Origin of the sequence: Microbacterium mitrae (genome assembly GCF_008017445.1) — a bacterium.
Taxonomy (GTDB): domain Bacteria; phylum Actinomycetota; class Actinomycetes; order Actinomycetales; family Microbacteriaceae; genus Microbacterium; species Microbacterium mitrae.
Genome location: NZ_VRSW01000004.1, coordinates 56227 through 81489, shown reverse-complemented (window position 1 = coordinate 81489; position 25263 = coordinate 56227). Strand labels below are relative to the sequence as shown.

The following is a 25263-nucleotide window of genomic DNA, read 5'->3' as shown; positions in this document are numbered from 1 at the left end:
ATTGGTAGGAAAGGGGAGGGGTTGCGGGCGAGAGGCTGCGAGGAGGGCGCTGGGGCGGGGCTGAAGGCAGCAGCATTGCTGGGGGAGCAGGGGTACAAAAGCAGAAGGCTCCGGAACCATCTGGGCACGACGTGCGGGATGGTTCCGGAGCCAAAAATGCCCAGACGCGTCAGTCGACGATGGAACCTGCCAGCACCGAGAGAGCGGAACGGCGGGCGTCGTGCCCGCGCTCGCCGCGGCGGGAGATGAACAGGTCGACGAGTTCTTCCAAGAACAGCAGCAGCGCGCCGCGCGACGTGTGGATGAGTTCGTCGTGGAACGTTTCATCCGTCGGCGGCATCACGAACGTTACTTGCCCCCGTTCACCGCGCGATCGACGCACGGTCCGTCCACGGCGGTGAATCCCAATATTGCAAGACGACGGGGTCGCTCTGGAGCCGGTAGATGTCGTCGCCGTCCGCCGCTGTGAAAGGGCGCAGACGGGGGCGTTCTGTGCGCAAACTCGGCGTTGAGACAGACATGCGCCTCACTCTTTCAGGGAACACGGCGTGCCGACAGGGTGGCCGCGTACGCTGGGGAGAGATCAACCGACTCCAGAGGACGACGACTGTGAAACTCATTCAGCTGCGACACTTCGTCGTCGTTGCCCAAGAACTGCACTTTCCGCGGGCGGCTCAGCGCCTCGGCATCTCGCTGCAGGCGCTGTATTCGTCGATCGAAAAGATCGAAGAAGAGGTCGGGCACCCGGTCATCACGCGCGGCGCCAACACCCACCTCACGCCCTCCGGAGTGCTGCTGCTCGATGAAGCTCACGCGGGGATCGCGGATGCTCCGGAACCATCCGGGCAGAAGGCGCCGGCCGGCGGTAAGGCGAAGGCAAACAAGGGCAAGGGCCGTGCGCCCGTCGTGAAGGGCCAACCGAAGCCCTATAAGAAGCGTCAGGGCCGGTAGCCCGCCACGCCGCTCGGACTCGGCGGGCTACCCCGCACGCGGAGAGCCCGGCCTACCCGCACGCACAGGCGTCGTGGGCTCCCGGCCGTTCCCGACCCGCTCCTGCCGCGAAAAACAGTTTGGTCGGCGAAAAACATGCGGCCGCGTCGTGTCTCGCCGACCAAAATGTGTTTCGGCATTTTGAAACGTGTGGAACGGCGTTGGGACTGCGGAGGAGGGCGCGGAGGACGGCGGCGGGCTAACGAACCCGTAGTCCGTCCAACCCGATCGCGACGACGTCGCGGGCCAGCTCTTCGGCATCGTCACCGCGATACCACTCGACCACCGAGTTGACGATGCCGAACAGCAGACGGGCTGCGGTGCGTGAATCAACATCACTGCGCACGGAACCTTCGGCTTGCGCTGCGCTCACCAGGCCGGCGACGCGTGCGTCAAAGTCGCGACGGCGCTCGAGAGCCGCCCGCTCGGTGGCGCTGTTACCGCGCACCCGAAGCAGCAGCGTGACCGACGCCTTCTCCCGCACTAGCAACCGCACGGCTTCGGTCATCGCGTGGGTGAGGCGATCGAGAGCGGAACCAGGTGCTTGCTCTGCGGCGGCAATCACGGTGTCGAGGCCGTCGAGAGCGACGCTGAGCGCCTCGGCGAGAATGGCCTCTTTGGAGTCGAAGTGGTGGTACAGCGCCGACTTCGTGACGCCGAGCTTCTCTGCGAGCGCGGAAATCGAGGTTCCGTCGTACCCCTGCTCGATAAAGACGGCGACGGCGGCGTCGAGGGCCTGGGTGCGGTCGTACCCTGGGCGTCCGCGGCGGGGCGCTGCTGTCATGAGGTGGCCTTTGGCTGGTGGTCTTCGAAGATCAAGAATGTTTGCGTGCTGGTGACGCCGTCGATGGACTGAATTTCTTCCAGCACCACCCGGCGAAGGTCTCGGTTATCGCGCGCCCGCACCAACACCATCACATCAAAGTCGCCGCCGACAAGAGCAACATGCTCGATTTCGGGCAGTGCGTCGAGCGCCGCACGAATCTCTTGCCAGCGGCGCTGATCGACCGACATCGACACGTACGCGGAGGAGCGAAAGCCCGCGCTGACCGGGTCGGTGACCACGCGGTAGCCGAGAATCACGCCGTCGTCGGTCATGCGTTTGATGCGCGCATACGCGTTGGCGCGGGAGATATGCACCTGCTGTGCGATGACGTTGACCGACGTGCGAGCGTCGGCTCGCAACACATCGAGGATCGCGTGATCGAGAGCGTCCACAATTCTCCTGATGATCTGTTTGTAACGCCGGTGCGGGCGAGACGTATTGCCGAACTTTGTGAGTCAAGCATAGGTAATGTCTACCGCCTATGCCATAACCGTGACTAATTGTTCTGCTCGTCGCATGCTGGGATGACGAAACGTCTACGGCGCCGATGCCGTTGGCGTGCACAACGCGACCCAAAGGCGGGAACCGTGAGTACCTCACTTGATCATGCGCAGGCCCTGCTGCCACGGGAGACGCCCGTGCGGCTGATTGACCAGAATGGCGCAGCGTTCGCTGATGACACCTACGCCCTGCCATCGGCGGAGCGTCTTGTTGCCGCGTATGGCGCGCTGGTGAATGGTCGCCGCCTGAATGATCAGTGCTCGGCGCTGGTGCGGCAGGGGCGCATGGCGGTGTATCCGTCGTCGCACGGTCAGGAGGCGTGCCAGGTCGCGGCCAGCCTCGTGCTCGGTGAGAATGACTGGCTCTTTCCCACCTACCGCGACACCGTCGCCATTGTGAACCGTGGCGTCACGCCGGAAGAGGCTCTCGTGCTGTTGCGCGGCGATTGGCACAGCGGATACGACCCCCACCGCACGCGGGTGGCTCCGCAAGCGACGCCCCTGGCGACGCAGCTTCTTCACGCCGTGGGCCTCGCACATGCCGCCACACTGCGCGGTGAAGACACCGTCGTGATGGCGCTGTGTGGAGATGGCGCCACCAGCGAGGGCGACTTTCATGAGGCTCTCAACTTCGCCGCCGTCTTCATGGTTCCGGTCGTCTTTTTCGTGCAGAACAACGAGTTTGCGATCTCGGTGCCGCTCGCAAAGCAGACCCACGCGCCGTCGCTCGCGCACAAGGCCGTGGGCTACGGCATGCCAGGCCAACGTGTGGACGGCAATGACGTGGCCGCGGTGATGGCTGTGCTCACCGAAGCAGTCGATCGCGCGCGGGCCGGTGGCGGGCCCAGCCTCGTTGAAGCCCACACCTACCGTATGCAGGCCCACACCAACGCCGATGACGACACCCGCTATCGCGAGCGCGACGAGGTCAAGGCGTGGGTGGAGCGCGACCCGCTCACGCGTATGCGAGCGTATCTCTCGACCGCCGGACTGTTGTCTGCCGACGATGAAGAAGCGCTCGCGGCAGAGGCCGAGACGATGGCCTCCGACCTGCGCGATGCGCTCAACCGCGAAGTGGAGGTCGACCCCGAAGATCTCTTCAAATACGTGTACGCCGACCGCCCCGCGCATCTGCAGCGTCAGTGGAGCCAGTTGCAAGACGAGCTCGCGCGCAGCGACGCGTGGGCCTCCGGCGCCGACGCAGAGACGAGCGGAACCCATGGTTCCGCTCAGGGGAACAACGGAACCAAGGAGCTGGCGTCATGACGTTGATTGATCACCCTGTGGACGCGAAGGCGACCGCGCAGGTCGAGACGATGACGATGGCGGCCGCGCTCAACCGCGCGCTCGCGGATGCGATGGCTGCCGACGAATCGGTGCTGATGTTTGGCGAAGATGTCGGCGCGCTCGGTGGTGTGTTTCGCATCACCGATGGGCTGACGGCGCGGTTCGGCGAGAAGCGGTGCTTTGACACGCCGCTCGCGGAGTCGGGCATCATGGGCTTCGCCGTGGGCCTCGCGATGAACGGCATGCGCCCGGTGGTGGAGATGCAGTTCGATGCGTTTGCGTACCCCGCGTTCGAGCAGGTGGTTTCGCACGTGGCGAAGCTCGGCAACCGCACGCGTGGTGCCGTGCGTATGCCCATGGTGATTCGGGTTCCGTTTGGCGGCGGTATCGGTGGTGTGGAGCATCACTGCGACTCGTCGGAGGCGTACTACGCCCACACGCCGGGCCTGACGGTGGTGTGCCCGGCGACCCCGCAAGATGCGTATTCGATGTTGCGGGCTGCTATTGAGTCGCCCGACCCCGTCGTGTTTTTGGAGCCGAAGAAGCTGTACTGGTCGAAGGGGCCGGTCGACACGTCGGTGCGCGAGCCGTTGGGTGTTGCGCGCACCGTGCGCGATGGTTCCGACGTCACGGTGATCAGCTATGGGTCGAGCGTGCAGATCGCGCTCGATGCGGCCGCCGTCGCTGAGTCGGAGGGTCGCGGCGTGCGGGTGGTTGATGTGCGCACGCTGACGCCGTGCGATGACGACACGATTTTCGCCGCCGTGCGCGCCACGGGTCGGGCGATTGTGGTGGCGGAGGCGGCCGGGTTCGCGTCGGTGGCATCTGAGCTGGTCGCGCGCATTCAGGAGAACTGCTTCTCGCACCTGGAGGCCCCGGTGCTGCGGGTGACGGGATTCGATGTTCCGTTCGCGCCACCGAAGCTCGAAAAGTACTACCTGCCCGACGTTGACCGGGTGCTCGACGCTATCGACCGGCTGGGGTGGGAGTCATGAGCCGCACGTTTCTGCTGCCCGATTTGGGGGAGGGGCTGACCGAGGCCGCGATCGTCGCCTGGCACGTTGCGGTCGGTGACACGGTTGCCGTTGACCAGGTGATTGCCGAGGTCGAGACCGCGAAGAGCATCGTCGAGCTGCCGTCTCCGTTTGCCGGGGTTGTCGTTTCTCTATGCGGTGACGTTGGTGATGAGGTGCGGGTCGGGGCGCCGTTTATTGAGGTTGGCGTCGCGGGTGGTGCGGGTGCTTCGGGTGCTGACGCCGGCGGCGCTTCGGGTGCTGGCGACGGTTCAGGCGGTGCGGGTGAGTCTGGCCCGACGACGGCCGAGATTGCGACCGTGCGGGTTCCTGATGATGCTCGGGAGCTGGAGGGGTACCGGGCTGAGGAACGTGCGGGCATCAAGGAGCCGGTGGCTGCGTCTTCCGGTTCGGGCAACGTGTTGATCGGGTACGGAACCTCGTCACACGGCGGAGCGCCGCAGCGGCGACGGGCACGGATTTCGTCTGCTGTGGGGGCGCCGGAACCGGGGGCTCGCAACGGAGCGCCCGCAGCACGGCTGGGCGGACCGGTTGCGGTGAAGTCGCCGCTTGTTCGTCAATTGGCACGCGAACTGGGCGTTGATGTTGCGCGCGTGCAGGGCACCGGCGCGGATGGCGTGGTGACACGGGCGGATGTTCTAGCTGCTTCGTCTGTCGCGTCTGTCGCGTCTGTTGCGGGGGTGAGTCGTGGTTCCGCTTCTTCTGCTCCCGCCCAGGGTGCTGGTTCCGCATCTCTGTCGACGCCGGCCGGTTTGGAGGTTGCCGCGCGTGAGCCGATGTCGATGCTGCGACGTGCGGTCGCGTCGAAGATGTCGACGTCGCGGGCGGAGATTCCCGAGGCGACCGTGTGGGTCGACGTCGACGTGACCGACCTGTGGGCGATGCGCGCGCAGATGGCGGCCGGCGACCAGCCAGCTCCGAGTCTCACGGCGCTCGCGGCGAGGTTTGTACTGATGGCGCTCGCGGAGTACCCGTTGTTGGCGTCGCGCGTTGAAGGGTCTGACTTGGTGACGTTCAATGGTGTGAATCTCGGCGTCGCGACGGATACCGAGCGTGGGCTCATGGTTCCGGTGGTTCAGCGGGCTGACGCGATGTCGGTGGGGGAGTTGGATGCGGCGTTGCGTGCTGTTTCTGCCGTTGCGCGTGAGGGGTCGTTGGCACCCGCCGAGCTGACCGGTTCAACGATCACGTTCAACAACTATGGGGCGCTGGGTGTGGACGGTTCGGCCGCGATCATCAACCACCCCGAGGTCGCGATTATTGGCATGGGGCGTGCGATTGAGCGTCCGTGGGTTGTTGATGGTGCGATCGTCGCGCGCCGGATCGTTCAGGTGTCGCTCGTGTTTGACCACCGCGTGTGTGATGGCGGGTATGCGGCTGGTTTCTTGCGTCACTTGGTGACGTCGCTCGAGAAGCCGATGGTGCGGTTCCGGGAGGTTTAGGCCTCTGGTTGCCCGCGAGAACGCGGAGCGCCCGAGTTTCAACGTGCAGGCCTCTGCTGTTCCCGGCGGCGTGGACCCTCACCGTCGAGGCCTTCTTCTACGCGCTACACCCGCTTCTCATCCGCATGATGGTTCCGCTCCGCAAGTACGGCGCCCTCGGCGTTGGCGCGCTGATCTTCGCGACGTCACTGTTGCTGAAACTCGGGGCGCTGACGTGGCCAGATAGTGTGTTCGCCGCGTTGCCGCAACCGATTTACCATGTGCCTGCCTTCATCATCGGAATGCTCGCAGCGTGGGCCTTCCGCAACGGATGGCGCCTGCGCGTTCCTGTGCTGATTCCGGGTGGTGCGCTCATTCTGTGGTTGCTGGTCAGTGTTCTTGCTGGTCGTTCGACCGGACCGCTGTCGGTGCTGAGCGCGATGACGGCCGAGGTTGTGGCGCTGCTGTGCGTCTTCGTGATCGCCGCGGCGGCCACGAGCGATATCAACGGAACCACCCGCATCGGTAGCTGGCGTCCGCTCGTTCTGCTTGGTGAATGGTCGTTCGCGTTTTACCTGATCCACGCAACGTTCATGTACGCGGCGATCGAGATCTTTGGTGGCCAGCACGGCTCGTACTGGCGCACGCTCTTCTGGGGCGGCCTCCTCCTCGGCCTCTCAATTCTCGGCTCGTGGTTCCTGCACCGCTTCGTCGAGAAGCCTGTGGAGAAGAAACTCCGCGGCTGGCAGGACCGTCGGTTGCGTGCGAAGGCCGTCAAGGTTTCCTGATTTTCCAACCGCGTCGCCCTCCGGTCGTTGAGCGAGACCCGGTCGAGATCTCCTACCGCTACTTCATGTAGATTGACGCGAAGGGGCTCTACGAACTTAGGCGGCGTCGATGCCCGCGTAGGCTGCCTGCATTTCGGCGGTGATGTCCGTCCCAAATGTCCGCACCTGTGTGAGGCTAGGCTGCCGGCCGGCGACATGAGGGATGAATCGCACGTTCTCCTCGATGAGGTCGGACTTGACCTCGAACGCCTCCACGATGTCGAACTCCGCATCAAACACAAGGAAAACCGCGGTGTCATAGTCCGCGCTCCGGAACGGGCTGAAGCGCGCCGCGGATCCGGCCGCTCGATTGGCCATCGCCTTCACCTGGATGCGATGCCCCGACGCCGTCGTAATGTCGTGTGATTTGGTCGAGTTTGGTTCGAGCACACCGCCTCGCGCTAGCCAGACAACGTGTTCGGCGATGTCACCGAGAGGCTTGTTATTCGTCCGCACCAGATCGCGCCGCCGCAGTTCCCTAACGACGCTTGCCTCCAGCCTCAACAGGTTCTTCACGGATAAACGACTCACATCGGGCAGGGCTGCTGCTTGACTCGCATCGTGGTTAGAAACGTCATTCATAGGGACCCATCCTCCAGGGGCAGGCCGTCAAAGCCGATCAATCCAGGTGTCTTCCTCCCGGTCGTCCCAGGAGTTCCCGGTCTGCTGGCGCCCGGCGCTGGCAGCGCGCGAAGTCAGCATCTTGATGAGGATGTTCGCATCGGATGACGTCAATTCGCGGACCGACGAGATGCGCGCGCCGGTGAGTTCTGCGACCACCGCAAACTGCCCCTTCGCATCGTTCACGCCGATCCGAGCGAACAGGTCGCGAATCGTCGCTCGTTGCACATCCGACATCGGCGTCGGCGCCGACTGCGGAGAGTTGTCGTTCGGGAGATCTACCTCAAAGAGTCCGTGGTCCACATATCTATTCTGCTCTCCCATGGATAGAAGCCACCTCAGCCGCGCGAACCTGCTCGCCGAACAGCCTGCGGCGCTGTACTCGCAGAGGGCGCAGCTAGCCGCTTTTAGACAGGACAATTCGTTTCTGTTTCTGAACCTCGCTGGCACCGGCCCGATCAGCGAATCGCTCCCCAAGTGTTGTGACGGCCATCGCCAGTGGAAGTGCCTGAGAGAACTTGAGGCCGTCAACAGCTTCGGGGGAGATGCGGGGAACTGCGCCGGATACTGAGGCTTCATCCAAGAGCTGGAAGTCGAAGTCGGGACAGAAATGCATGGCGTCGTTCGTGGTGCTGATGACACTCGTCGCGGGGAGAGCAGCCGAAAGAGTTTCGTGTGCGCGCAGACCCGCGAAGCTCCACAGCACTGAATCGTTCTGGCGGCGTTCCACAACGGAATACTCACGGTCAACGAGGAGAGCCCATTCATCCCGGCATTTGGCCAGCTGATTCATTGCGCGACGCGACAAATCAGCGGGTGGGTTTGCGCCGAGAAGAACATCGCGACGAGCACGCACCAAGTCGAATGATTCGGGCAGGGATTCGGAGGCCCATCGCGTCTTCCCCTTGGAATGGTCCTCCGAGACCTGGATGACGCGTCGATCCCATGAGATGTCACTGACGAGCCACGACCGGCCACCGAGCAAAAGCGGTTGGATCCCCTGCTTGACGGACGACGTCAGCGATAGCGCGGAGACAGTACCGATCTCCTTGGTTCCCTCTCTGACCGCGAAGTCGAGCCCGGTGATAAACGTGCTGAGGAGCTCCATAAAATGGCGGCCGCCGAACTCTTGTTCAGCCCGTGGCCCGAGGAAATACCAGTCCCCGTCGCGGGCGAGGAATTGCTCGTCGATCAGGTAGTCGAGAATCACGTCCGACTCTGCCATCACCGGGCTGCCTGAGAACCATGACTTGATGGCCGAGCGCGTGATCCGCCCCTCCTGAAGCGTCAGCGCGAGCACCTGCTGTGCGGTGATATGGCGAGGGTGCGGCGGAGGTTCGATCTCTTCGACGAACCCCCGTCCCCAGAGGCTCAAGAGCGCGGCGGCGCTAAGCAGTGTTTCTTCGTCTGTCGAGAGAAAGAGAGCGTTCCTTGTTGCTCCGGGTCGCCGACCTGTTCTCCCGAGGCGCTGGAGAAAAGATGCGACAGTGCGGGGAGAGTCGAGTTGGATCATCCGGTCGAGATCACCGATATCGATACCGAGTTCGAGAGTTGACGTTGCGACGATCACACAGTTCTGGGCCTCGGCGAACGCACGCTCGCTCTGGCGCCGCTGATCAAGCGACAGACTCGAATGGGAGACGAAAGTAGTCACCCCGCGTTGGCGAAGGGCGAACGCCAACTCCTCCGCTGACGAACGGGATTCACAGAATACGAGTCGCTTCTCACCAGGGTGGAGAGCAGAGATCACGGTCGCAGCGTTCTCCACGGATCCCACATAATCGAGTGCAATGACGGGATCTGCTGGCGGAACTCCCGCCGATACGACCTCACTCGCGCGCCGTGCTGCGTTTGAACCTTGGAACCATTGAAGTACCGACTCGGGGTTCCCCAACGTCGCAGAAAGGCCGATGCGTTGGATGGGTGTGTTTGCAAGTCGCTGGAGACGTTCCAGCACCGCAACCAGATGCCACCCGCGATCGCTCCCTGCAAAGGCATGAATCTCATCGGCGACGACTGCTCGAATATCTCTGAAGAGGAGGCGATGATCGATCCTTCGCGACACGAGCATCGCTTCGAGAGATTCGGGCGTCGTCAGCAAGATCTCCGGCGGGTCACTCAGGATCGCGCGGCGGGCGGAGTCACCGACGTCACCGTGCCACAGCGCCACGCGTCGTCCGAGCCAGCCCGCATATTGTTCGAGGCGAGGTAAAAGGTTGTTCAAGAGCGCTTTGAGCGGCGCAACGTACACGACGCTGAGGCCCGACCAACCTTCATCGATCATTCGAGACAGCACGGGAAATACCGCTGCTTCGGTCTTGCCGCCAGCGGTTGGGGCGATGAGGAGACAATCCTTGTCAGCACGGACAGGGCTGATCGCCGCTTCCTGGAGCGGCCGCAACGATGACCAGCCGAGCGTATTGACGACGTGGTACTGGAGCCCGGAGCTGAGCTGTGCAGCGGCGTGCTGGTCAGACATCGATGTCGATCGCGTCGAGCCCGGTCGCGGCGCGTTCATCGTCGTTCAGTTCTGCAACGGCGATCGGAACGACGCCAGAATGATCGGGCGTGAAATCCGGGAACTGGTCGATGCGGTCGAGAATATCGACGAGCTTTCTGAGGAACACTCGAGGAGCAACGCCCACGCGACCGCCCAGCTGCCCAGCAATCGATTGCGCCAAGCGTGCGACATACTCGTCGGTCACAAGAGCCGAGATGCGGTCGTGCGCGCGACTGTCCGACGCGTAAATGTCTCGCACCCTGCGACCGAGTTCGACCAGGCTGTCTTGCTGAAAGCCAAGCAAACGAATCTGTGGAGCGCGAGGGTTGTCCCACCGTGGGGCGCCAGTGAAATCGACGGAAATACGTGAGGCGAGCGGTGGTAGCCGCTGCACGCCCTGCGTTCCTTCGAAGAACGCTGGTGTGCCTGTGATCAATACGTAGAGGCCGGGAAAGCGGCCGGCGTCCACCTCATCGAGGAGCTGACGGAGCGCATTCAACGACTTCTCTCGCACATCACTGCGGACTCGTTGCAGGGTCTCCACTTCGTCAAGCACGAGAACGAGCCCTGCATAGTCTGAGTCTCGCAAGACAGCGAGAAGTCCTTGGAGAAATCCAAACGCCGCGAAGTGATCGATATCGCCGCGCACGCCGGCGGCACGTCGCACTGTGGCAGCCACGGACGGCTGCCCTCCGAGCCAGGCGACGAGGCCATCGGCAGTTGCAACGTCGCCATCGCGCAGCGCCGAGTGATAACCGCGCAGGGCAGCAGCAAAGGCAGGTGCGGTGCGGCTTACCGTCGCCAGGCGCTGCTCCAAAAGCCCCGCCGTTTTGGATTCCAGGTCGTCGGGGGCAGACAGATTTGCCCCTGCGGCGATGGCATCCTCTTCAAGCACCCGGAACCAGCCGTCAATGACCTCGCGAAATGCACTCGCGGAGATGGCTTCGGTGGCGAGGTTTTCGGTGATGCGTCGGTAGATCGTTTCGAGTTTGTGGAGCGGCGTTTCCGTCTCGGAGATCTGAATTTCGGCGGTCGCGAACCCTCGCTGTTTGGCCGAATCAGTGAGCCAACGTGCAAAGAACGTCTTACCCGACCCGTATTCGCCGCGCACTGCTTTGAAGACGCCGCCGCCCGCCGCGACGGTGGTCAGCTCTTCATTGAGTGTGGCCTCGAATCGATCGAGGCCAACGGCCATGACGTCGAGCCCTCGCTGTGGCACGGTGCCGCGACGCAGCGCATCAATAATCTCCCGACGTCGGCGAGGGCTGACTGTAACCATGGGGCTATCTTCCCAGGCCGAACTGCTCGCGAAGAAGCTGCTCGTCAAGGATCACGGTGACGCGATCTGGATCGACCCGAATGACCTCATACCCATCGACGTTAAGGGCGCGGCGTAACGCGGTGAGAATTCCGCGGAAGCTATGCGCTGGTACGCCCAGACGTGTTGCCAGGGTGTCCTGGTGGGCGCGTCCCCCGCCCGCGAGGAGCGCGTCGATGACGGCAATCGTGTCTATGTCATCGATCGGATGACGACCGCCTGCATCGCGACGCCGGCCGTATTCGGCCGCCTGCGTCAGTCGTTCGCCCAGGGATGCGCCGGGCTGTGCAACAGCATCGCTGTTGGTGGGTTCATCGACGGTGTCGAACAGCGCGACTGCTCCCGAAACGCTTGGAGTCTTGCTGGACTTACGTGGTTTCGGAGCAACCGGAACCACGCGGTCCGGTTCTTGCACATCACGCAATGGCTCATTCCACCAGGTCGGCTCTTGCGGGGGTGCCTCTACCCAGCCGTCCGGCGAAGCAACCCCTTGAGGCTGAAGAACAGAGATGGGGATGACGAGTTCAGCCAGTGATGCGCCGCCGTGATAGCCAGCCTTCTTGGAGGCGTAACGCAGCCCGTCACTCACGGCAAGGACCGCTTGGCCTGCAGAGGAGAGCACACGCGGCCCCTGAACCAACACTTCGTCTTGAGCAACTGGACCACTTTCAGGAGTGCGCCAGCGCGCCGGAGAGCTCGGGATATTGCGTAGCTCCCCTCCGCGTTCCACAACGTGGCCGTGGTCCGAGGTCATGATCACAGTCCGGCCGCTCCGCGCCGCCTCGTTGAGCAACGCTCGGAGGTAGGCGATGGATGACGCATTCCACTCCAACGCGTCGACGTCTGCACTCGCGAGGGAGTCATCGATTGTGTTGAGCACCGCGGCGACAATCTTCTGCTTCGTGTCAGAGATTGTTGATGTGACAAGTGGCGGGAGCGCATGCCCTGCTTCCGACCGCAGGTCATCCTTGTGGAAGACCATGCCCCGACACATGGCAGCGAAGCGCGACTTCTCTGTCTGCTGGTTGCCGGCCATCGGCTCACCTGCAAACAGCGAAGTACGCGAGAACTCAGTCACCGTCGGCAACATTGCCACTGCAACGTCACGCTTCTTGGATCCCGCACGAACGATCTCGCCCCACCCGGACTGAGTAAGTTCCGAGATGAGTGCCGATGCTGTCGGCACGCTCATCCCATCGAGGACGAGCAGCAGTACGTTGGTCTGCGACGACAGCGGAACGACGTGCTGAGCCAGGATTGCTTCGATCGGGAAGAACTCATCGCCGTGGAACGCTGCGCCCGACAACATTTCCGCGGCACGAGCGTCGTCTTCGCGACGTCGAGCCTGGATGGCATGGGCCAGGTCGCGGTAGGAGCCTGCAAGCACGGGGTCGGTGTCTCCAGACCACAGGCGTCCAAGTGCACGCTCCGCCCAGGCGCCATCCGTCGCGAACGTTGTGACCGCAGATCCAAAAGAGTGGGGGACGGTGTTTGGTGATGCAAGCCAACGCGTGGCGCGCACGGCCGTCGCGGCGGTATCCAGCGCGTCGCCTAGGGATGCGCTCGCATCATGCGACTTCAGCACGGCGAATGCCTTGTCCACGGCGATAGACGCGAGGGTAGAACGATCCTGCGCTGCGTCGCTGACGCGAGCGGCAAACGTTTCGACTCGGAGACGCAGACCGGCAAGAAGGAACGATGACGCGGCCGCGCCTTCTGTCCATCCAAGGTCGGCACAGATGGCTTCCGCTTGAGCCAATACGTTTCGAGCATCCGTCGAGTTGGACACGAGCCACCGAGAGGTGACGGTTCGTGCCGCAGCTCCGTAGCGCGAGGCGGCCGTGGCGCTGGGGTTTGTGCCGACGTGTCGTTCGATACGAACGCGCGCTGCCGCGGTTGGAGCACTCACCGTCGAGGGTGCGGTATTCCCGGCGACAGCACTCGGCCACAGCTCAGCGAGTACGAGGCCTACGGCAACGGGAGAGACAGCTCCTGCTCGTCCCGCAGCGCGAAGTGCGAGGCCGAGGCTGGGATCAATCTCCGCACTTGTCGCACGGATCAGGCCATCGAGAACCTCAGAGTCGAGCTGCCGAAGACAAGCTTTCACAGCATCGCCATCAAGCGGCGTCAGCGCTGTGGAGAGCACTTCGAGATCATCGATACGGGCTAAGCCGAGGAGTGCGGCGAGAAGACCGCGCACGACGTGACGAGCGGAGAGTATTCCACCGGGCGCGGGTAAGTATCCACGCTCCGGCCTCCACGCCGCCAAGACGTCCGGTACCCAGCTCCCAAGCGCACGAACGGGGGGCGGAACCTGCCGATCGCGGACTCCGAAATAGCCGGGGACGCTGTCCCACTCATCGAGAGTTGCGACCTCGTGCCGTTCTGCCTCGACCCAGACCGCTGACCCAAGCTCGGCAGCACCCAGGCCCGTGAGGACGACGACAAACTCGTCGGCAGGAGCCTGGCGGATCGCGTCGAGAGCGGCGAGTCCAGACACCCCCTCCGCAACGTGCACTCGTTGGCCGGCGATGCTGAGGACGGACTCTCCCGTCCACACGGGCTGCGCGCGCACCAACTTCACTCGGGCCGTGCGGCGCGGATTTTCGAGCCACTCAGCGATGTGATCGCGGAGCGCGCGCTCGGGGGCAACTGGCAGGTTCATGATTCATCGACCTGCCAGGTGATCGTGACGCGGTCGGTGTCACGAGCCTGAGTCTCTGAGCGAATAGCCTTGCCGAGCTGTGCGAGCGCCGCATCCAGCTCGGCCACCGTGGTGTGGGTGGTGTGGCCGGTGAGACTGATCTGCGATTGTTCAGGTCGCGCCGATGGCTCCGGTTGCGGCGCCGGTGCGGGTGCTGGCGGGGTCTCGGGTCCCGAGGCATTCATGAGGAGTGCGCGCGCATCGGCTGCGAGCTGGTGCAACTGAGGCTCGAGCTTGGCGATGGACTCGTCCACGCGGGCGGTTTCTTGGAGTGCCGTGACCGTCGCTCCAAACTTCGCATCGTTTCGACTCAGCGCGGCCGTGACCATATCCCAGTCGAGCCCGCTCAAGTGCTGGACGATGTGTTGGGCCGTCGCGTGCGTGGCAGCGAAAGCCGTCAGTTCGTCGGGTAGATCGAAGCTCGCCAGCGTCTCGATGAGTGCGGTATCGGTCAGATTTCCGCTCAACGCGGCCGTCAAGCCGCGCAGGCGCCGCGCGGTAGCGAGACGCCCGAGCAGAGCGGCAGTATCCAGGCCGAGCACGTCAGCGTGGGCTTCCAGTTGGCCCACAAGGTCGGAGAACGTGCTGGTCGTTGCGCGTGCACGAATGTTGTCGGCAAAGCGTGACACCGCGCGCACCGTGCGGTTGTGCTCGGGGGTGATCCCAAAGATTGTACCGGCACGGGATCCCGCCAGGCTCCAGTCCTCTTCACTCGGGATGTCCGCCAGACGGGGTACGGCTCCGGAGCCGAGGCCGCCGATCGTGAGCGTGCCGGTGCTGCCAAGATCGTAGTTGCCGAGCAAGGCCCAGGTGATCAAGACGGCGTCTTCCATGTGTCGGGTCATACCCCATTTGTGCATTTTCTCGCGCAGGCGGTCGATCGTGATCGATTCGCCGAGTTCCCCCTCCCATCGCGCGAACTCGCTGCTCCACCCGAAGTTTGCTCGGTCGACGACGAGCACGTTTTCATTCACGGTTCCCAGCTTGAGTTTGGAAACCACCTCACGTGCGACACGCTGCTCCGCGAGTGTGAGGCCCTGCCTTCGTCCACCGGCTTCGACGGTGGCGGTCACGAGATCGACGGCTTCGGTGAGACGTCGCACCGTGACTTCGTCGGCGCCGAGATCTGGATGATCGGGAAACTCTGCCGCCCACGCGGTATCGAGCGCATGGTGAATTCCTTCGAGGAGGGTGCCGGTCGGCGGCGGGGCGATGGTCACGCCAGGGAGGAGAACCTGGAAGATCTCGCTGCCACCAAGTTCGTGGCTGACGTTGACTTCCTCCGGGGTATTGACGTGGTACGCCTGGCGGATGGCGCCAGCGATGACTTCGCGCAGGGTGCGACGCTGTGCCTCCAGATTCTGCCGTGCCGGGCCGCGGTCAGCGACGGGGAGGTGAATTGCGTTTTCGTCGAAGTGGTTGCCTTTCAGCAGGAACTCCAGCTGAACGAGCTTGCCGAGATCGGTTTGACGCGGGTCGGATAGGAAGTTCGGCACCCAGGCGATCGTGTTCGCCCGTCGATCGTCGTCTTTCACCTGTCGGAGTCGAGCCAGGTCGTCGGAGGGCCGGCGATCCCCGCTGTCGTAGGGGAAATCAATGATCACATGCCAGTCGGCATCGCTGTGGACGAGGTCGCTGTCGAGGACGTCGCTGGTGTCGCGCACGTTTCCGAACTTCACGACCACATTTCGCTTCTGACCGCGCCACACATGCGAGAGGCGGCGCCCGACCAAGCTTTCGGAGCTGAGGTTCAGTTCATGCGCGATCATTTTGCGCACGAGTTCGCGTCGCGCTTGAGGGTTGTCTTCAGTGACCACGCGTTGAAGGATCGAGTCATAATCCACGCCGCTGAGGGTTGCCGTGATGATCGGGTCGGCGCCGTCACCGACGCTGACCTCACCGAACTCACTCGCCCATTCGCGCACGAGCGTCAGAGCTTGGCTGGCTTCTTGTCCGGGGATAAACGCGTCGATAGTGCCGTAATTGAGCGCAGCCAGTTTTGCTGCCGTGAGATTCGATAGCGACTTGGCTTCTGGGGCAAGAGCCGCAATCAGTACGGTTTTCGCCAGTCGATCTTCAGTCACGAACGCATGGTTGCGGTCGAGTGCTTCGGTCGTGGCTTCGGTGAGCGAGTGCTTCCGAAGCAGGTACGGACGCATCTTCTTCAGATAGAAGTCAGACGAAATCTGGAAGTGCTGCTTCATTTCATCGGTGAGGGGCTGTGACCCACCGAGAACGACTGGAGCGTACAGATCACCGACCGGAATAACATCCGACACCCGAAGCGTGTTGCGTCCGTCACGGAGCAACTCGGCCATCAGCTTGAGTGCAGTACGTTCGCGTTGCATGAGGCTGGAGAGCGCCACCATCGTATCGACGAGCGCGGGTGAGAATGGGTAAACGTCGCCGAATGCCTTCTCGTCTGAATGCGCATCGTCTGACAGCAGATAACCCCAGGCTGCATAGTCGCGCTTGACCTCGGTGAGTGCCGACTGCAGTGTTGCTGCGGCCGCCGGGTTCTTGGGCTGCAACAGACGCTGTTTCACGATTTTCGGGAGGTCTGCAGCCTGCAGCTTGATCTTGGAGAAGCGTTCTTCCCAATACTCGAACACCTGAGCATGCGCCGCGCGCTCGGCCCCGGAAGCATGGGTGCCCAGGAAGTCGCGGAGGTCACGCTGACGGGCCAGGAAAGACGTGATTGGGATGGGCAGGTTCGCGGCCGCATTCTCTGCGAGCTGTACGACCTTTTCGGTCTCGGTGCGGACCCAGTCTTCGTTGGTGAGGTGTTGCCCTAGCCAGAGCACAATCTCGTCGATCATGAAGACTAGTCCCTGATATCCGAGTGACTTTGCATGGGCTGAGAGGGCCTGCAGGCCATCTTCCATGGGTAGCCACTGGCCGGCGCGCGCATATCCAGAGAAGTAGCTTTCGATGAGATCACCGACCAGGCGATCTCGATCAGGTGAGCCCGGACGCTGGGTGCTCGCGGCGTCGAAACTTGCAGCATCCCAAGCGCTCGCGAGTGCACCCCACGCCGAGTCACCGCTCCCGAGCCCCGCGAAGAACGCGTCGTCTCCCATATGGGCTCGCATGTTCCGCGCGTCGACCAGCAATGCGTCACTGGCGTGCAAAATTGGTGCCGGGGCATCGGGATGCTTTTCCGCGACCGTCTTGAGGTACCCCTTGAATATTGCATCCTCGAATGAGGTGGCGCCGAGCAGGTTGTAGTCCAGAGCGAGGAGTTTGTGCCCGAGGAGGTCCTGGCGTGCCGCGATCGTTGGAGCCAAACCAGGAATCTGCCGTGCTTCGAGGCTGCCAGTGAGAAGCAGGTGCAACACGGCCATGTAGTGCGATTTACCGGAACCAAAGGAGCCGTCAAGGAATGCGCCGCGTGAAGACTGCCGTGCAAGGGAGGCCGCCACGAGGTCGAGTCCCTCGCCGATGGCCTCAGCGATAGCGTCGGTGACGACATAGTCCTTCACTGTCTGCGTGTGACGGGCCACTCCCTCATCGAGCTTGATGACGAAGTCGGCGGCTTCAACGCGCTCCGGGATCTCAATGAGGTCACGAAGCGGTGATTGCTGTGTGAATTCGGTCATGCGCGATTCCTTCCACGCTTGGGGGCTGACGGTCGCCAAGAGAGCACTTCGTCACGCCCCGTGTTGAGGCGCGCGAGCAGTGTATTGGTCGTTTGTTGGATCGCCGTAGAAGGTTTGATTCCGCGGCTGTCCATGTCGTTGTGCCACTGATCGAGCCAAGGCTGTAGTTCGATGAGTGCTCCGAGGAGCGGCACCAACTGGTCTTGATCTGCGTCTGACACCGACGGCGCCACCTGCGTGGCGAATCGAGCGATCGCCTGACCACGCTCACTGTGGTTCCACCCGGCCCAGCCGTAAACCGCCGTTCCGTCCTCCGCATACGTGCTGCCAGGGAAAGCGATGAAGCGTTCCTTTGGCACGTCGAGCTTGCCGCGGGCGCTCCAATAGCTCTGCTTGAGGAAGTCGGCTGGTTTGTACTTCGGCGGCACCGGCACATCAACCTGCTCGCCCCGATCTTGAGCGCGCTGCAGCTCCCACGTTTGTTCCCAGGCGCGGAACTTCTCGATGCCCGCGGGCTTATAGCGAAGCGGAGCGAAAGCCGGAACTGCTTCATCCTGCATGAGCTTCCCGAGCTCCACGACGAGGTCGTAGTCTCGCGAGCCCGTGTGAATCGTCATGAGCTCGCGGAGCCGTTCGTCATGGCGCAGTTCATCGGCGATCTGCGCGACCGAACGTACGAGAGGGCGTTCCGCCGAGTCGGTCCACAACTCCAGTGATTCAAGATTATCGAGCATTGCGTCGCGCACAGCTGCCGCGAGCAATTCGTCCCAACCTAATCCTGCCCATCGGCGCTTGTAATCGGGCTGCTCCAGCAATCGAAGGTCTCGGCTTCGGGAAATTGCAGTGAGTCGTCGCTCAACTAAATCGCGATACCAGCTGGGCCAATCCGACGATACGGCAGTGACTGGCGTGCGGTGATGGCGATCAAACCAGGATGTTACGACCCTGCCTCCAGAGAGATCTCGGGCGAGCGCGATTTCGAAGGGCCGGGCGGCTGGCTCAATTGCCAAGCGCGATGTAGCCTCGGGTGCCAGGCTCGCATCCACAAGTCCGTACGACTCGTAAGTGTGCCAATCAAGTTCTTCCTGCAACCAGACGAGCTCCCCCCCGAGCTGTTCCCACCTTATGCGCCCCTCCGCCAATGAAGAAGCATCGGCCTGCTGTTCGATCAGTGTTGCAGGCTCGACGGTCTGACGCTCTCTTGCGGCGTCATCAATCTGCCGAGTGAGTTCTCGAGAATTCCTTGCAGGGAGTGGAAACTCCTTTAGTTTTGTGCTGGTGAACTCATACGTGTCGAAGGCAGGGTCGCCAGTCACTCGCGCACCGCGGCTGTCGGTCGAGTCTCCCTTGTTGTGGCTGACCTGTTTAAGCCAGAAGCAAGCGGTGGACGAATTGAGCACTCCGAGCAAGTCGTAGTGGTCGTCCTCCGACGCGCCCTCCGGTAGCTTGATAACCGGCGCGGATTGCTTGAAAACTTTGCCGCCCCGATCGAGCACAAAGTGATTGTGGGTGGCCACGAACGCAAAGGTAATCGACAGGGGCGTGGCGTAACGCTCACCGACCCACCTGTACCAAGCCCACCACGCAGAGTTCGTGTCAGCCATGGTCTCCGAGCCGAATCCCTTGGTTGAAGCTAGCGTTGCTCTGAAGCGCCAGAGATGTCGGGCCCAAGCCGAATCGGCAACCAGTTTCGCAACGGTAGAGTCAGGGTTTCGCGGCGCAAGTGCGACTACTCCACCTGTGACATTCCAGTCGCGGACATACTCCCCAATCACGAGCGGTTTGCCGTAAAGTGACGAGTCAGTATTGCGGTTAAACCATGCGCGATCCAAGAAGAACGGTTCGTCATTTCCTGGGAAGCTCGCGAACCCGATTGGCATTGGCAAGTGCGAATGGAGCGTCGTCGAAGCCGCAGCTTCAATTCGGGTCTTCAGCTCGCTCGCGCCGCCTCCGGACATGGACCACGGGTATGTGGAATATGCGTCACGCGTCGCATCGATAACCGATACGTATGGGCCGTCGTAGCCCGGCGCGTCGAGGTGGTCGACGATGTCGCGCCAAACCTTGCCGTCGGCGGGAACCGCAGGCTGACCGGGTTCACCGCGCACGCCGAGCACTGCGCGCACGGTGTCGAGCTGTGGTTTCTGCGGTCGTCCGACAAGAATCACAGTCGGTGTGCCATGTCCCGGAATATACGCGCCCGAGGTGTCGATGATGTGGGTGAGATCTACATAGTCCGGTGTGACGCTGGTGTATGTGCCGGACAAGAAATTATGAATGAGCTTCTTGCCGAACTCGCGCTTCATGAACGAGTTGGCGGTGATTTGGCCAACGTACCCGCCGCCAGCCCCCGTTCGAGCAGGCTTGGCGAGGCGGAAGAGTAACTCCATGAAGGGAACTGACAGTGCGTACTTGCCATGGCAGGTCGAGTACATGGCCCGGTAGCGTTCGCTGAGCTTGCCGTCTTTGACGGTGATATATGGCGGGTTCGCCACCACAACGTGGTACTGACCGTTTTCGAGGATGCCCGAATACTCTGTGAGGTCTTCGGTGTTGTAGGGAACGTACTCGCCGTCACCCAAATCCAGATGCACGCTACTGGCAGAGCCGCCGAGCAATGAGTCACCAATCGCGAGGTGGAACTTAAATGCAGGCGCGTTGACGAGTGAACCGATTCTGGCTGCGCGAAGGGCAGCGACCGTGAGCCGGAATCGGGCGATCGCGATCGCGAAGGGGTTGAGGTCCACGCCATGAATTGAATCGAGCGCGCGCTGCACTCGTTCGCCGCGATCGGCGCCGGGCGCGGCCGCATCCCACGCATCGACAAGGCGATCGAATGCACCGAGAAGGAAGTGCCCTGAGCCGCAGGCCGGGTCAATGAGCTTCAAACCGGTGAGACCGAACTCCTGAATTGCCGGTGTGAGCGTCTGGTCGAGAATGAACTCTTCGACAAAGTCTGGTGTCTGCAGCAGAGCGAACGTCTTCTTCGCGTAGTCAGACAGGTCTTGGTAGAGGTCGCCGAGAAAGCGGGTGCCGAGATCAGCGTCCGAGAAATCGTGTATCAACTCGCCTTCAGCGTCAACCCTGCGGAAGAACGCAAGAAGGCGGTCGGCGGCGGAGGCAGAGATCGGTGCATTCCACACCGGAGAGTGCTTGGGGTCGACGAGAGTTCGGCCCGCCGGCAGCTCCGCGAGAGCGTCGAAAGCAACTTGCAGCCAATCGCGACCGGTCATCGTGGGGGTGGCGGTGTAGAACGCCGACTCGTTCTCTACCGCACGTTCGAGCCCGTCTCCGGGAGCGGCGATCCAGGGCTGCGGCAGAACGCGGCCATCTCGCTTTGCACCCGAAAGAAGCCGGTTGTCTTCACAGAAGCGGATGAAAACGGTCGCAATGATCCACGCGACCGCCGCTTGGGCGACTTCACCGTTGCGCCAATCAATCCACGAGAGCCCGGTGCGGTCACGATCCTTCGCGCGGTCGTACTCCTCACGGAGCTCTGCCCCCCACGGCGCACCGGAGTTTTCTGCCAGCACGGTGAGGTCTTCCTCCAGGGCCGAAAGCTCTCGCTTGAGATCGGATAGCAATGACTTCGAGTCAATCATTGTGCGGCGGCCTTTCGAGCAGGAGCAGATGGCGCGGGGAGGAGAGGGAGTTCGAGCGGCAGGTTTGTCCAGCCGTCGGCACCAAACGGCATGGGGATCCCGTCCAGATCAGGGGCGCGTCCCGACTGCGGCTTGGGAAGCAGAATCCATCGGGCCGCCGCTCGCGGAGTTGCCAGGTCACACAGGTGCGCAACCAAGTCCGTGAGCCCGAGTCGCGCGAGCACAGCGGTATTTATGAGCAGGAGCGGTTCTGCGGTCGCCATCAACTCTTGCCAACGGGGGCTGACGGCCATTCTCGCCAGTTGCAAAAGGTTCCGACGATTCTGCGTGCCCTCACCCTCTGAGTCAGCGCGGAGCACAGCATCCCATGAGACGCCGTTCTGGTCGGCCGTGCTCTTCAACGCGTTCAGCGTGAAATCGGCCAGGTCAATAACGCGAACACCAGTGCTTGCAGCCAGCACGTCAGCAGCCTGACGTAAGGAACGGTGACGCACGGATGTCGCGAACACGAGCGCGCTGTGGTCACGCAATGACGCGGAAAGCTTCGTAGCGAAGGCAGGGTCGCTACCGGTCTCCGCCATGCTCGTTGACGAAGCCGTGTACGTCGACGACGTGTCATTGATTTCGCGAAGCACATACTTGCTTTGTTCCGCACGCCATTCCAAGTGCGGGAGTGCTGCGCGCACTGCGTCGTCAAGCTGAGGGCGGGACGGAATGACGGTGACGTTGGGGAACCGCGAGCGCACGCGCTGTTCAATCGTCACCATTGCGAGTTCGCGCGTCGCCGCCCCGCGCAGCGCGACTTCTACGGCGCGGGATGCATCGAGATCGCTTCGGTACGCCTCGCCCATCGATGAAATTCGGCCAGCATTAGACAAGCCAATCGCGATCTGTGCGATGCGCGCATCAGGAAGGGAAAGTGACTCTTGAGCTTGCGTCACGAATGCTTCACGCAGCGCGAGCGCAGGAATGATTTCGGTCTCGCTGAGCAGTGAATCAACCTTGTGCGCGTGACGCACGAGGGCCTCGATGTGGGTCTCGGCGGAGTCAAAGCTCAGCCCCTCGCCGCTATCAGGGGTGAAGGCGATGACCGCTTCGCCGGTGTCTCGCATTCTTTGGGTGAGGAATCGGGGTGACTGGGCGCGAAGATCGAACTTGATGAGCGCATCGATGATGCCCCGCGCGGCGTCTTGCCGGGGGCCATCGCCGAGCGTCGATCCATATTCTCGAAGCAGCTTCGTGGCCAATTCGGAAACGGTCGCGACGTGACCAAGTTCTGCGATCCACGTAGAGACGTCATCGATGGGTTGACGGAGGAGGCTCTGTTTGCGGATGCGCGCTCGCCACTGTTCGTCAGTTTCACCGTGCTTCTGCGTGAGAGGGCTGATGAACTTTTCGACAGGGCGACGGCCCGGGACGTTGGAGGTTTCGCTGACTGTGGTCGTCTGGGACAGCCGAGCACGCCACTCCCGGATGCGAGAACTGATTTCGCGACGTACCTGCTCACCGAGGCCGCGGATTTGGTTGATGGCCATTGGCGGAACACCGAGGAGTTCGCCGACAGTCGTTGCACCCGATCGGGAGAGCGCAGAAAGTGCGCGCGCGCTCAAGCCAGATTCGCGAAGCAAGGTCGAGAGTTCTGCCTGCTCCGCCTTTTGATCATTAGCAGCGAAATCGCCGTCACCAATCTCGGCCGTACTTAACGCGTGTGCCCAAGCCTTACGCATGGCTTCGAGCGACGGGTGGCGCGCAGCCGCGGATGGGTGAAGCGCGGTGCGGAAGAAATCAACCATCGCCTCGGCGATGCTGGACTCGAACTGACTCAGTTCAATGACCGGAGGGTCTGTGGGGCGAGCGGGACGGTCTCCTTCTTCCCACCACAGCGCGTCCGCGCTCGCAAGCTCGAACAGGGTCGCCGCAATGGCGAAGCGCTCCGCCGCACTGTCGTACTGGGGGCGCTCCCGAGAGCCCAAGTAGGGATCGAGGTATGGCTTGGAGCCCGACTTGATGTTCGCGACCGGTTCGTCGGACAACGAGAAGTCGAAGAGCTGGAGATGCGGCTTGCGTGTGCCGGGGTCTGGCTTGACCGCGAGGTTCGACGGCTTGATGTCACGGTGGAAGATGCCACGTTCTTCGATATGCGCCATTGCGGAGAACAGGTCATCACCGTATCGCTCGAGCTGTTCGAGGGTGGCTCGTCCCTCAAGCCGGATTCGGTCAGCAACGGTTTCGGCGCCGGCGTCCGTCATGACGATCGCTTGACGGGTACCGACAGTCAGCGGGCCGTCGACGCGCTTGACGATACGCGGATGATCGAGGCGGTCGAGCGTGGCCGCTTCGGCATGAAGCCGCGCGGCAGACGCATCGTCTTTCGCGAGCTTGAGAATCACGCCTTCGCGATCAAGGGTGTAATCGTCGACTTCAAGCGCGATACCGGTCGACCCTGATCCTCTGCGCTTCACGATCTCGAACCGCTCGCCGACGATGTCACCCGGCGCAGCCTCAAGAGGATCGATATCCGTGTCGGCGGGAGTCAATGCCGGTGCCGAGCGGGCATTCGAAAGGTCATCGAGCAACGCGCCCATGTCAATGATGCGGTGCAGTTCCGAGAATGCGGTTGCCCGCAGGATCACGTCGGCGTAGGCGTCGGAGATCTCGGGCAGCACGGCTCGCGGATCGAAGCCAGCCGCCTCAGAGTTTAAGAGCGCTTCGAGCGCAGCGTGGTTTACGGCTGGTGGTCGACCCGTAAGTATGAGGAAGGCAAGCGCCCCCACGCCATAGACGTCAAGCGCCTGCGGGGACGACGAATCGGAGGCGTTCCTGAGCGTCTCGGGCGCAAGGTAACAGAAAGCGTCTTGGCTGACTGCCGCGGCGACGTCGGTTACGCCGCGAGAGATCAAGGTTTCGGTAGTCGTGCCTTCGCCCGGGCGCTTTCCGAGATCCCAGTCCCGGATTCGGACCTCCCGCCCGCCCGCATCGCTCGAGTGAACGCGAACGCTGCTGGGCGAGAGTGCTCGATGCGTAAGCCGCTGACCGTGGGCAAACCGCACCAGTTCCGCAAGATCTTGGGTCAGGGATTCCCGGTCGGCGAACGTGAGCGAGTCGCCATTTTGAGCGAGGTAGTCGGTGAGGCTTAACTCGTGCGCGTCGTAGTTGAAGACAAGAGCAGGACCCTCGTCTGTGGTCAGAAGATCGGCTGGGCCGATGATGCCGGGATGCCTGATGCCGTCGGTTAGACGGAATTCACGAGTCGCCCGCCGATCCGTCTCACCGCGGCTCTCTTTTGAAGCGCCCTTCGGATAGGGGAATAGGCGGATACGGCGCTTGGTCTTTGCTTGCGGATGCGTGACAAGGAAGTCTTGCCAGCCGACACCCTCGTCAAGCGTTTCGCTGGAGTCGAGTGCATACTGGCCAATCATGCGTTGCTTGGCGCGAGGCATCAGACCGGCGCGGTTCATGAGTTGGTCAATGTTGTTCGCGCGCGGGATGTCGATGGGATCCCGGAAGGCGGGCTGCGACACCAGGTCGGAGAAGTTGTGGCCGGCGCCAAGGCCTTGTACTTGGAAGCCGTCGAGTGCGAAGACTTGTTCAGCACCGTACTCATCGAGACGAACCGTTGATCCTTGACCGTGCAGGACGATCGCTTCGCCAACGAACGGAACAATGCGGTCGTCAATGCGATTCCGGCGAGCCACGTCTTTCAGCACCGATGCAAGGCGCTTTGCCTTAAGGTTCGCCAGACGGCGCGGATTACGCTGAACCCGTCCAGCGTGAACCCAATCCTGCTGGTTGCCATGGATCTCTCCATGCCAGCCTTTGAGCTCCACAATGTACATGCCGCCACTCGTAATGAGCAGAACGTCGACTTCATTGAGGCGGCCGCTGGCGTCGGTGAACGTCACGTTGGCCCACGCGCGCGCAATCCCGTCTTCGGGCAGTAACTCGCACACGCGGTCTAGCGCGGCAGCCTCCTGTGCTTGGGCCGCATCCCCCATGACACGCCAGAGCGGCGAACTACGCTTCAAAGTGCTCCC

General features: G+C 62.6%; 16 protein-coding genes. 5 read left to right on the top strand and 11 right to left on the bottom strand.

The features are described from left to right. Positions 1 to 169: 169 nt before the first annotated feature. Entirely contained in the window at positions 170 to 343 is a 174-nt protein-coding gene (locus tag FVP60_RS13085) for a hypothetical protein (protein WP_187240648.1), read from the bottom strand. Between the two features lie 266 nt (positions 344 to 609). On the opposite strand from FVP60_RS13085, the gene FVP60_RS10970 reads away from it, so the two are divergent. Further along, the gene (locus FVP60_RS10970) at positions 610 to 951 is read left to right on the top strand and encodes a LysR family transcriptional regulator (protein WP_147826335.1); all 342 of its coding nucleotides are present in this window, start codon (positions 610 to 612) and stop codon (positions 949 to 951) included. Between the two features lie 238 nt (positions 952 to 1189). Here FVP60_RS10970 and FVP60_RS10965 read toward each other — a convergent pair whose 3' ends face one another. Then, positions 1190 to 1774 (bottom strand): TetR/AcrR family transcriptional regulator, encoded by a 585-nt coding sequence (locus FVP60_RS10965; protein WP_147826334.1) that lies wholly within the window; start codon positions 1772 to 1774, stop codon positions 1190 to 1192. Continuing rightward, positions 1771 to 2208: an Lrp/AsnC family transcriptional regulator gene (locus tag FVP60_RS10960; protein ID WP_147826333.1), complete on the bottom strand. Its 438-nt coding sequence runs from the start codon at positions 2206 to 2208 to the stop codon at positions 1771 to 1773. Before FVP60_RS10960 ends, FVP60_RS10965 begins: the two co-directional genes overlap by 4 nt. Before the next feature lie 195 nt (positions 2209 to 2403). Here FVP60_RS10960 and pdhA point away from each other — a divergent pair, with 195 nt between their 5' ends. The 4 genes from pdhA to FVP60_RS10940 are packed head-to-tail and all read left to right on the top strand — an operon-like array spanning position 2404 to position 6846. Continuing rightward, complete coding sequence (gene pdhA / locus FVP60_RS10955; RefSeq protein ID WP_246132579.1) at positions 2404 to 3582, top strand: pyruvate dehydrogenase (acetyl-transferring) E1 component subunit alpha; 1179 nt, start codon at positions 2404 to 2406, stop codon at positions 3580 to 3582. Then, on the top strand, positions 3579 to 4598 hold the full coding sequence (locus FVP60_RS10950; protein ID WP_147826331.1) for an alpha-ketoacid dehydrogenase subunit beta: 1020 nt from the start codon (positions 3579 to 3581) through the stop codon (positions 4596 to 4598). Before pdhA ends, FVP60_RS10950 begins: the two co-directional genes overlap by 4 nt. Then, entirely contained in the window at positions 4595 to 6079 is a 1485-nt protein-coding gene (locus FVP60_RS10945) for a dihydrolipoamide acetyltransferase family protein (protein ID WP_147826330.1), read from the top strand. The genes FVP60_RS10950 and FVP60_RS10945 overlap by 4 nt, the downstream gene beginning before the upstream one ends. An 8-nt stretch (positions 6080 to 6087) precedes the next feature. After that, complete coding sequence (locus FVP60_RS10940; RefSeq protein ID WP_147826329.1) at positions 6088 to 6846, top strand: acyltransferase family protein; 759 nt, start codon at positions 6088 to 6090, stop codon at positions 6844 to 6846. A 96-nt stretch (positions 6847 to 6942) separates the two neighbouring features. On the opposite strand, the gene FVP60_RS10935 is transcribed toward FVP60_RS10940, so the two are convergent. From FVP60_RS10935 to FVP60_RS10900, 8 genes are all read right to left on the bottom strand, one after another. Next, complete coding sequence (locus FVP60_RS10935; protein ID WP_147826328.1) at positions 6943 to 7467, bottom strand: DUF6998 domain-containing protein; 525 nt, start codon at positions 7465 to 7467, stop codon at positions 6943 to 6945. A gap of 27 nt (positions 7468 to 7494) precedes the next feature. Continuing rightward, positions 7495 to 7809, bottom strand: coding sequence for a hypothetical protein (locus tag FVP60_RS10930; protein ID WP_147826327.1), 315 nt, complete (start codon positions 7807 to 7809; stop codon positions 7495 to 7497). A gap of 94 nt (positions 7810 to 7903) precedes the next feature. Continuing rightward, positions 7904 to 9985 (bottom strand): DEAD/DEAH box helicase, encoded by a 2082-nt coding sequence (locus FVP60_RS10925; RefSeq protein WP_147826326.1) that lies wholly within the window; start codon positions 9983 to 9985, stop codon positions 7904 to 7906. Next, the gene (gene brxD / locus FVP60_RS10920) at positions 9978 to 11285 is read right to left on the bottom strand and encodes a BREX system ATP-binding protein BrxD (RefSeq protein ID WP_147826325.1); all 1308 of its coding nucleotides are present in this window, start codon (positions 11283 to 11285) and stop codon (positions 9978 to 9980) included. Before brxD ends, FVP60_RS10925 begins: the two co-directional genes overlap by 8 nt. Positions 11286 to 11289: 4 nt before the next feature. Then, on the bottom strand, positions 11290 to 13989 hold the full coding sequence (gene pglZ, locus FVP60_RS10915; protein WP_147826324.1) for a BREX-2 system phosphatase PglZ: 2700 nt from the start codon (positions 13987 to 13989) through the stop codon (positions 11290 to 11292). Continuing rightward, positions 13986 to 17627, bottom strand: coding sequence for a BREX-2 system ATPase PglY family protein (locus FVP60_RS10910; RefSeq protein ID WP_147826323.1), 3642 nt, complete (start codon positions 17625 to 17627; stop codon positions 13986 to 13988). The genes pglZ and FVP60_RS10910 overlap by 4 nt, the downstream gene beginning before the upstream one ends. After that, entirely contained in the window at positions 17624 to 21229 is a 3606-nt protein-coding gene (pglX, locus tag FVP60_RS10905; protein ID WP_147826322.1) for a BREX-2 system adenine-specific DNA-methyltransferase PglX, read from the bottom strand. The genes FVP60_RS10910 and pglX overlap by 4 nt, the downstream gene beginning before the upstream one ends. Further along, positions 21226 to 25254 (bottom strand): protein kinase domain-containing protein, encoded by a 4029-nt coding sequence (locus FVP60_RS10900; RefSeq protein ID WP_147826321.1) that lies wholly within the window; start codon positions 25252 to 25254, stop codon positions 21226 to 21228. Before FVP60_RS10900 ends, pglX begins: the two co-directional genes overlap by 4 nt. Positions 25255 to 25263: the final 9 nt, after the last annotated feature.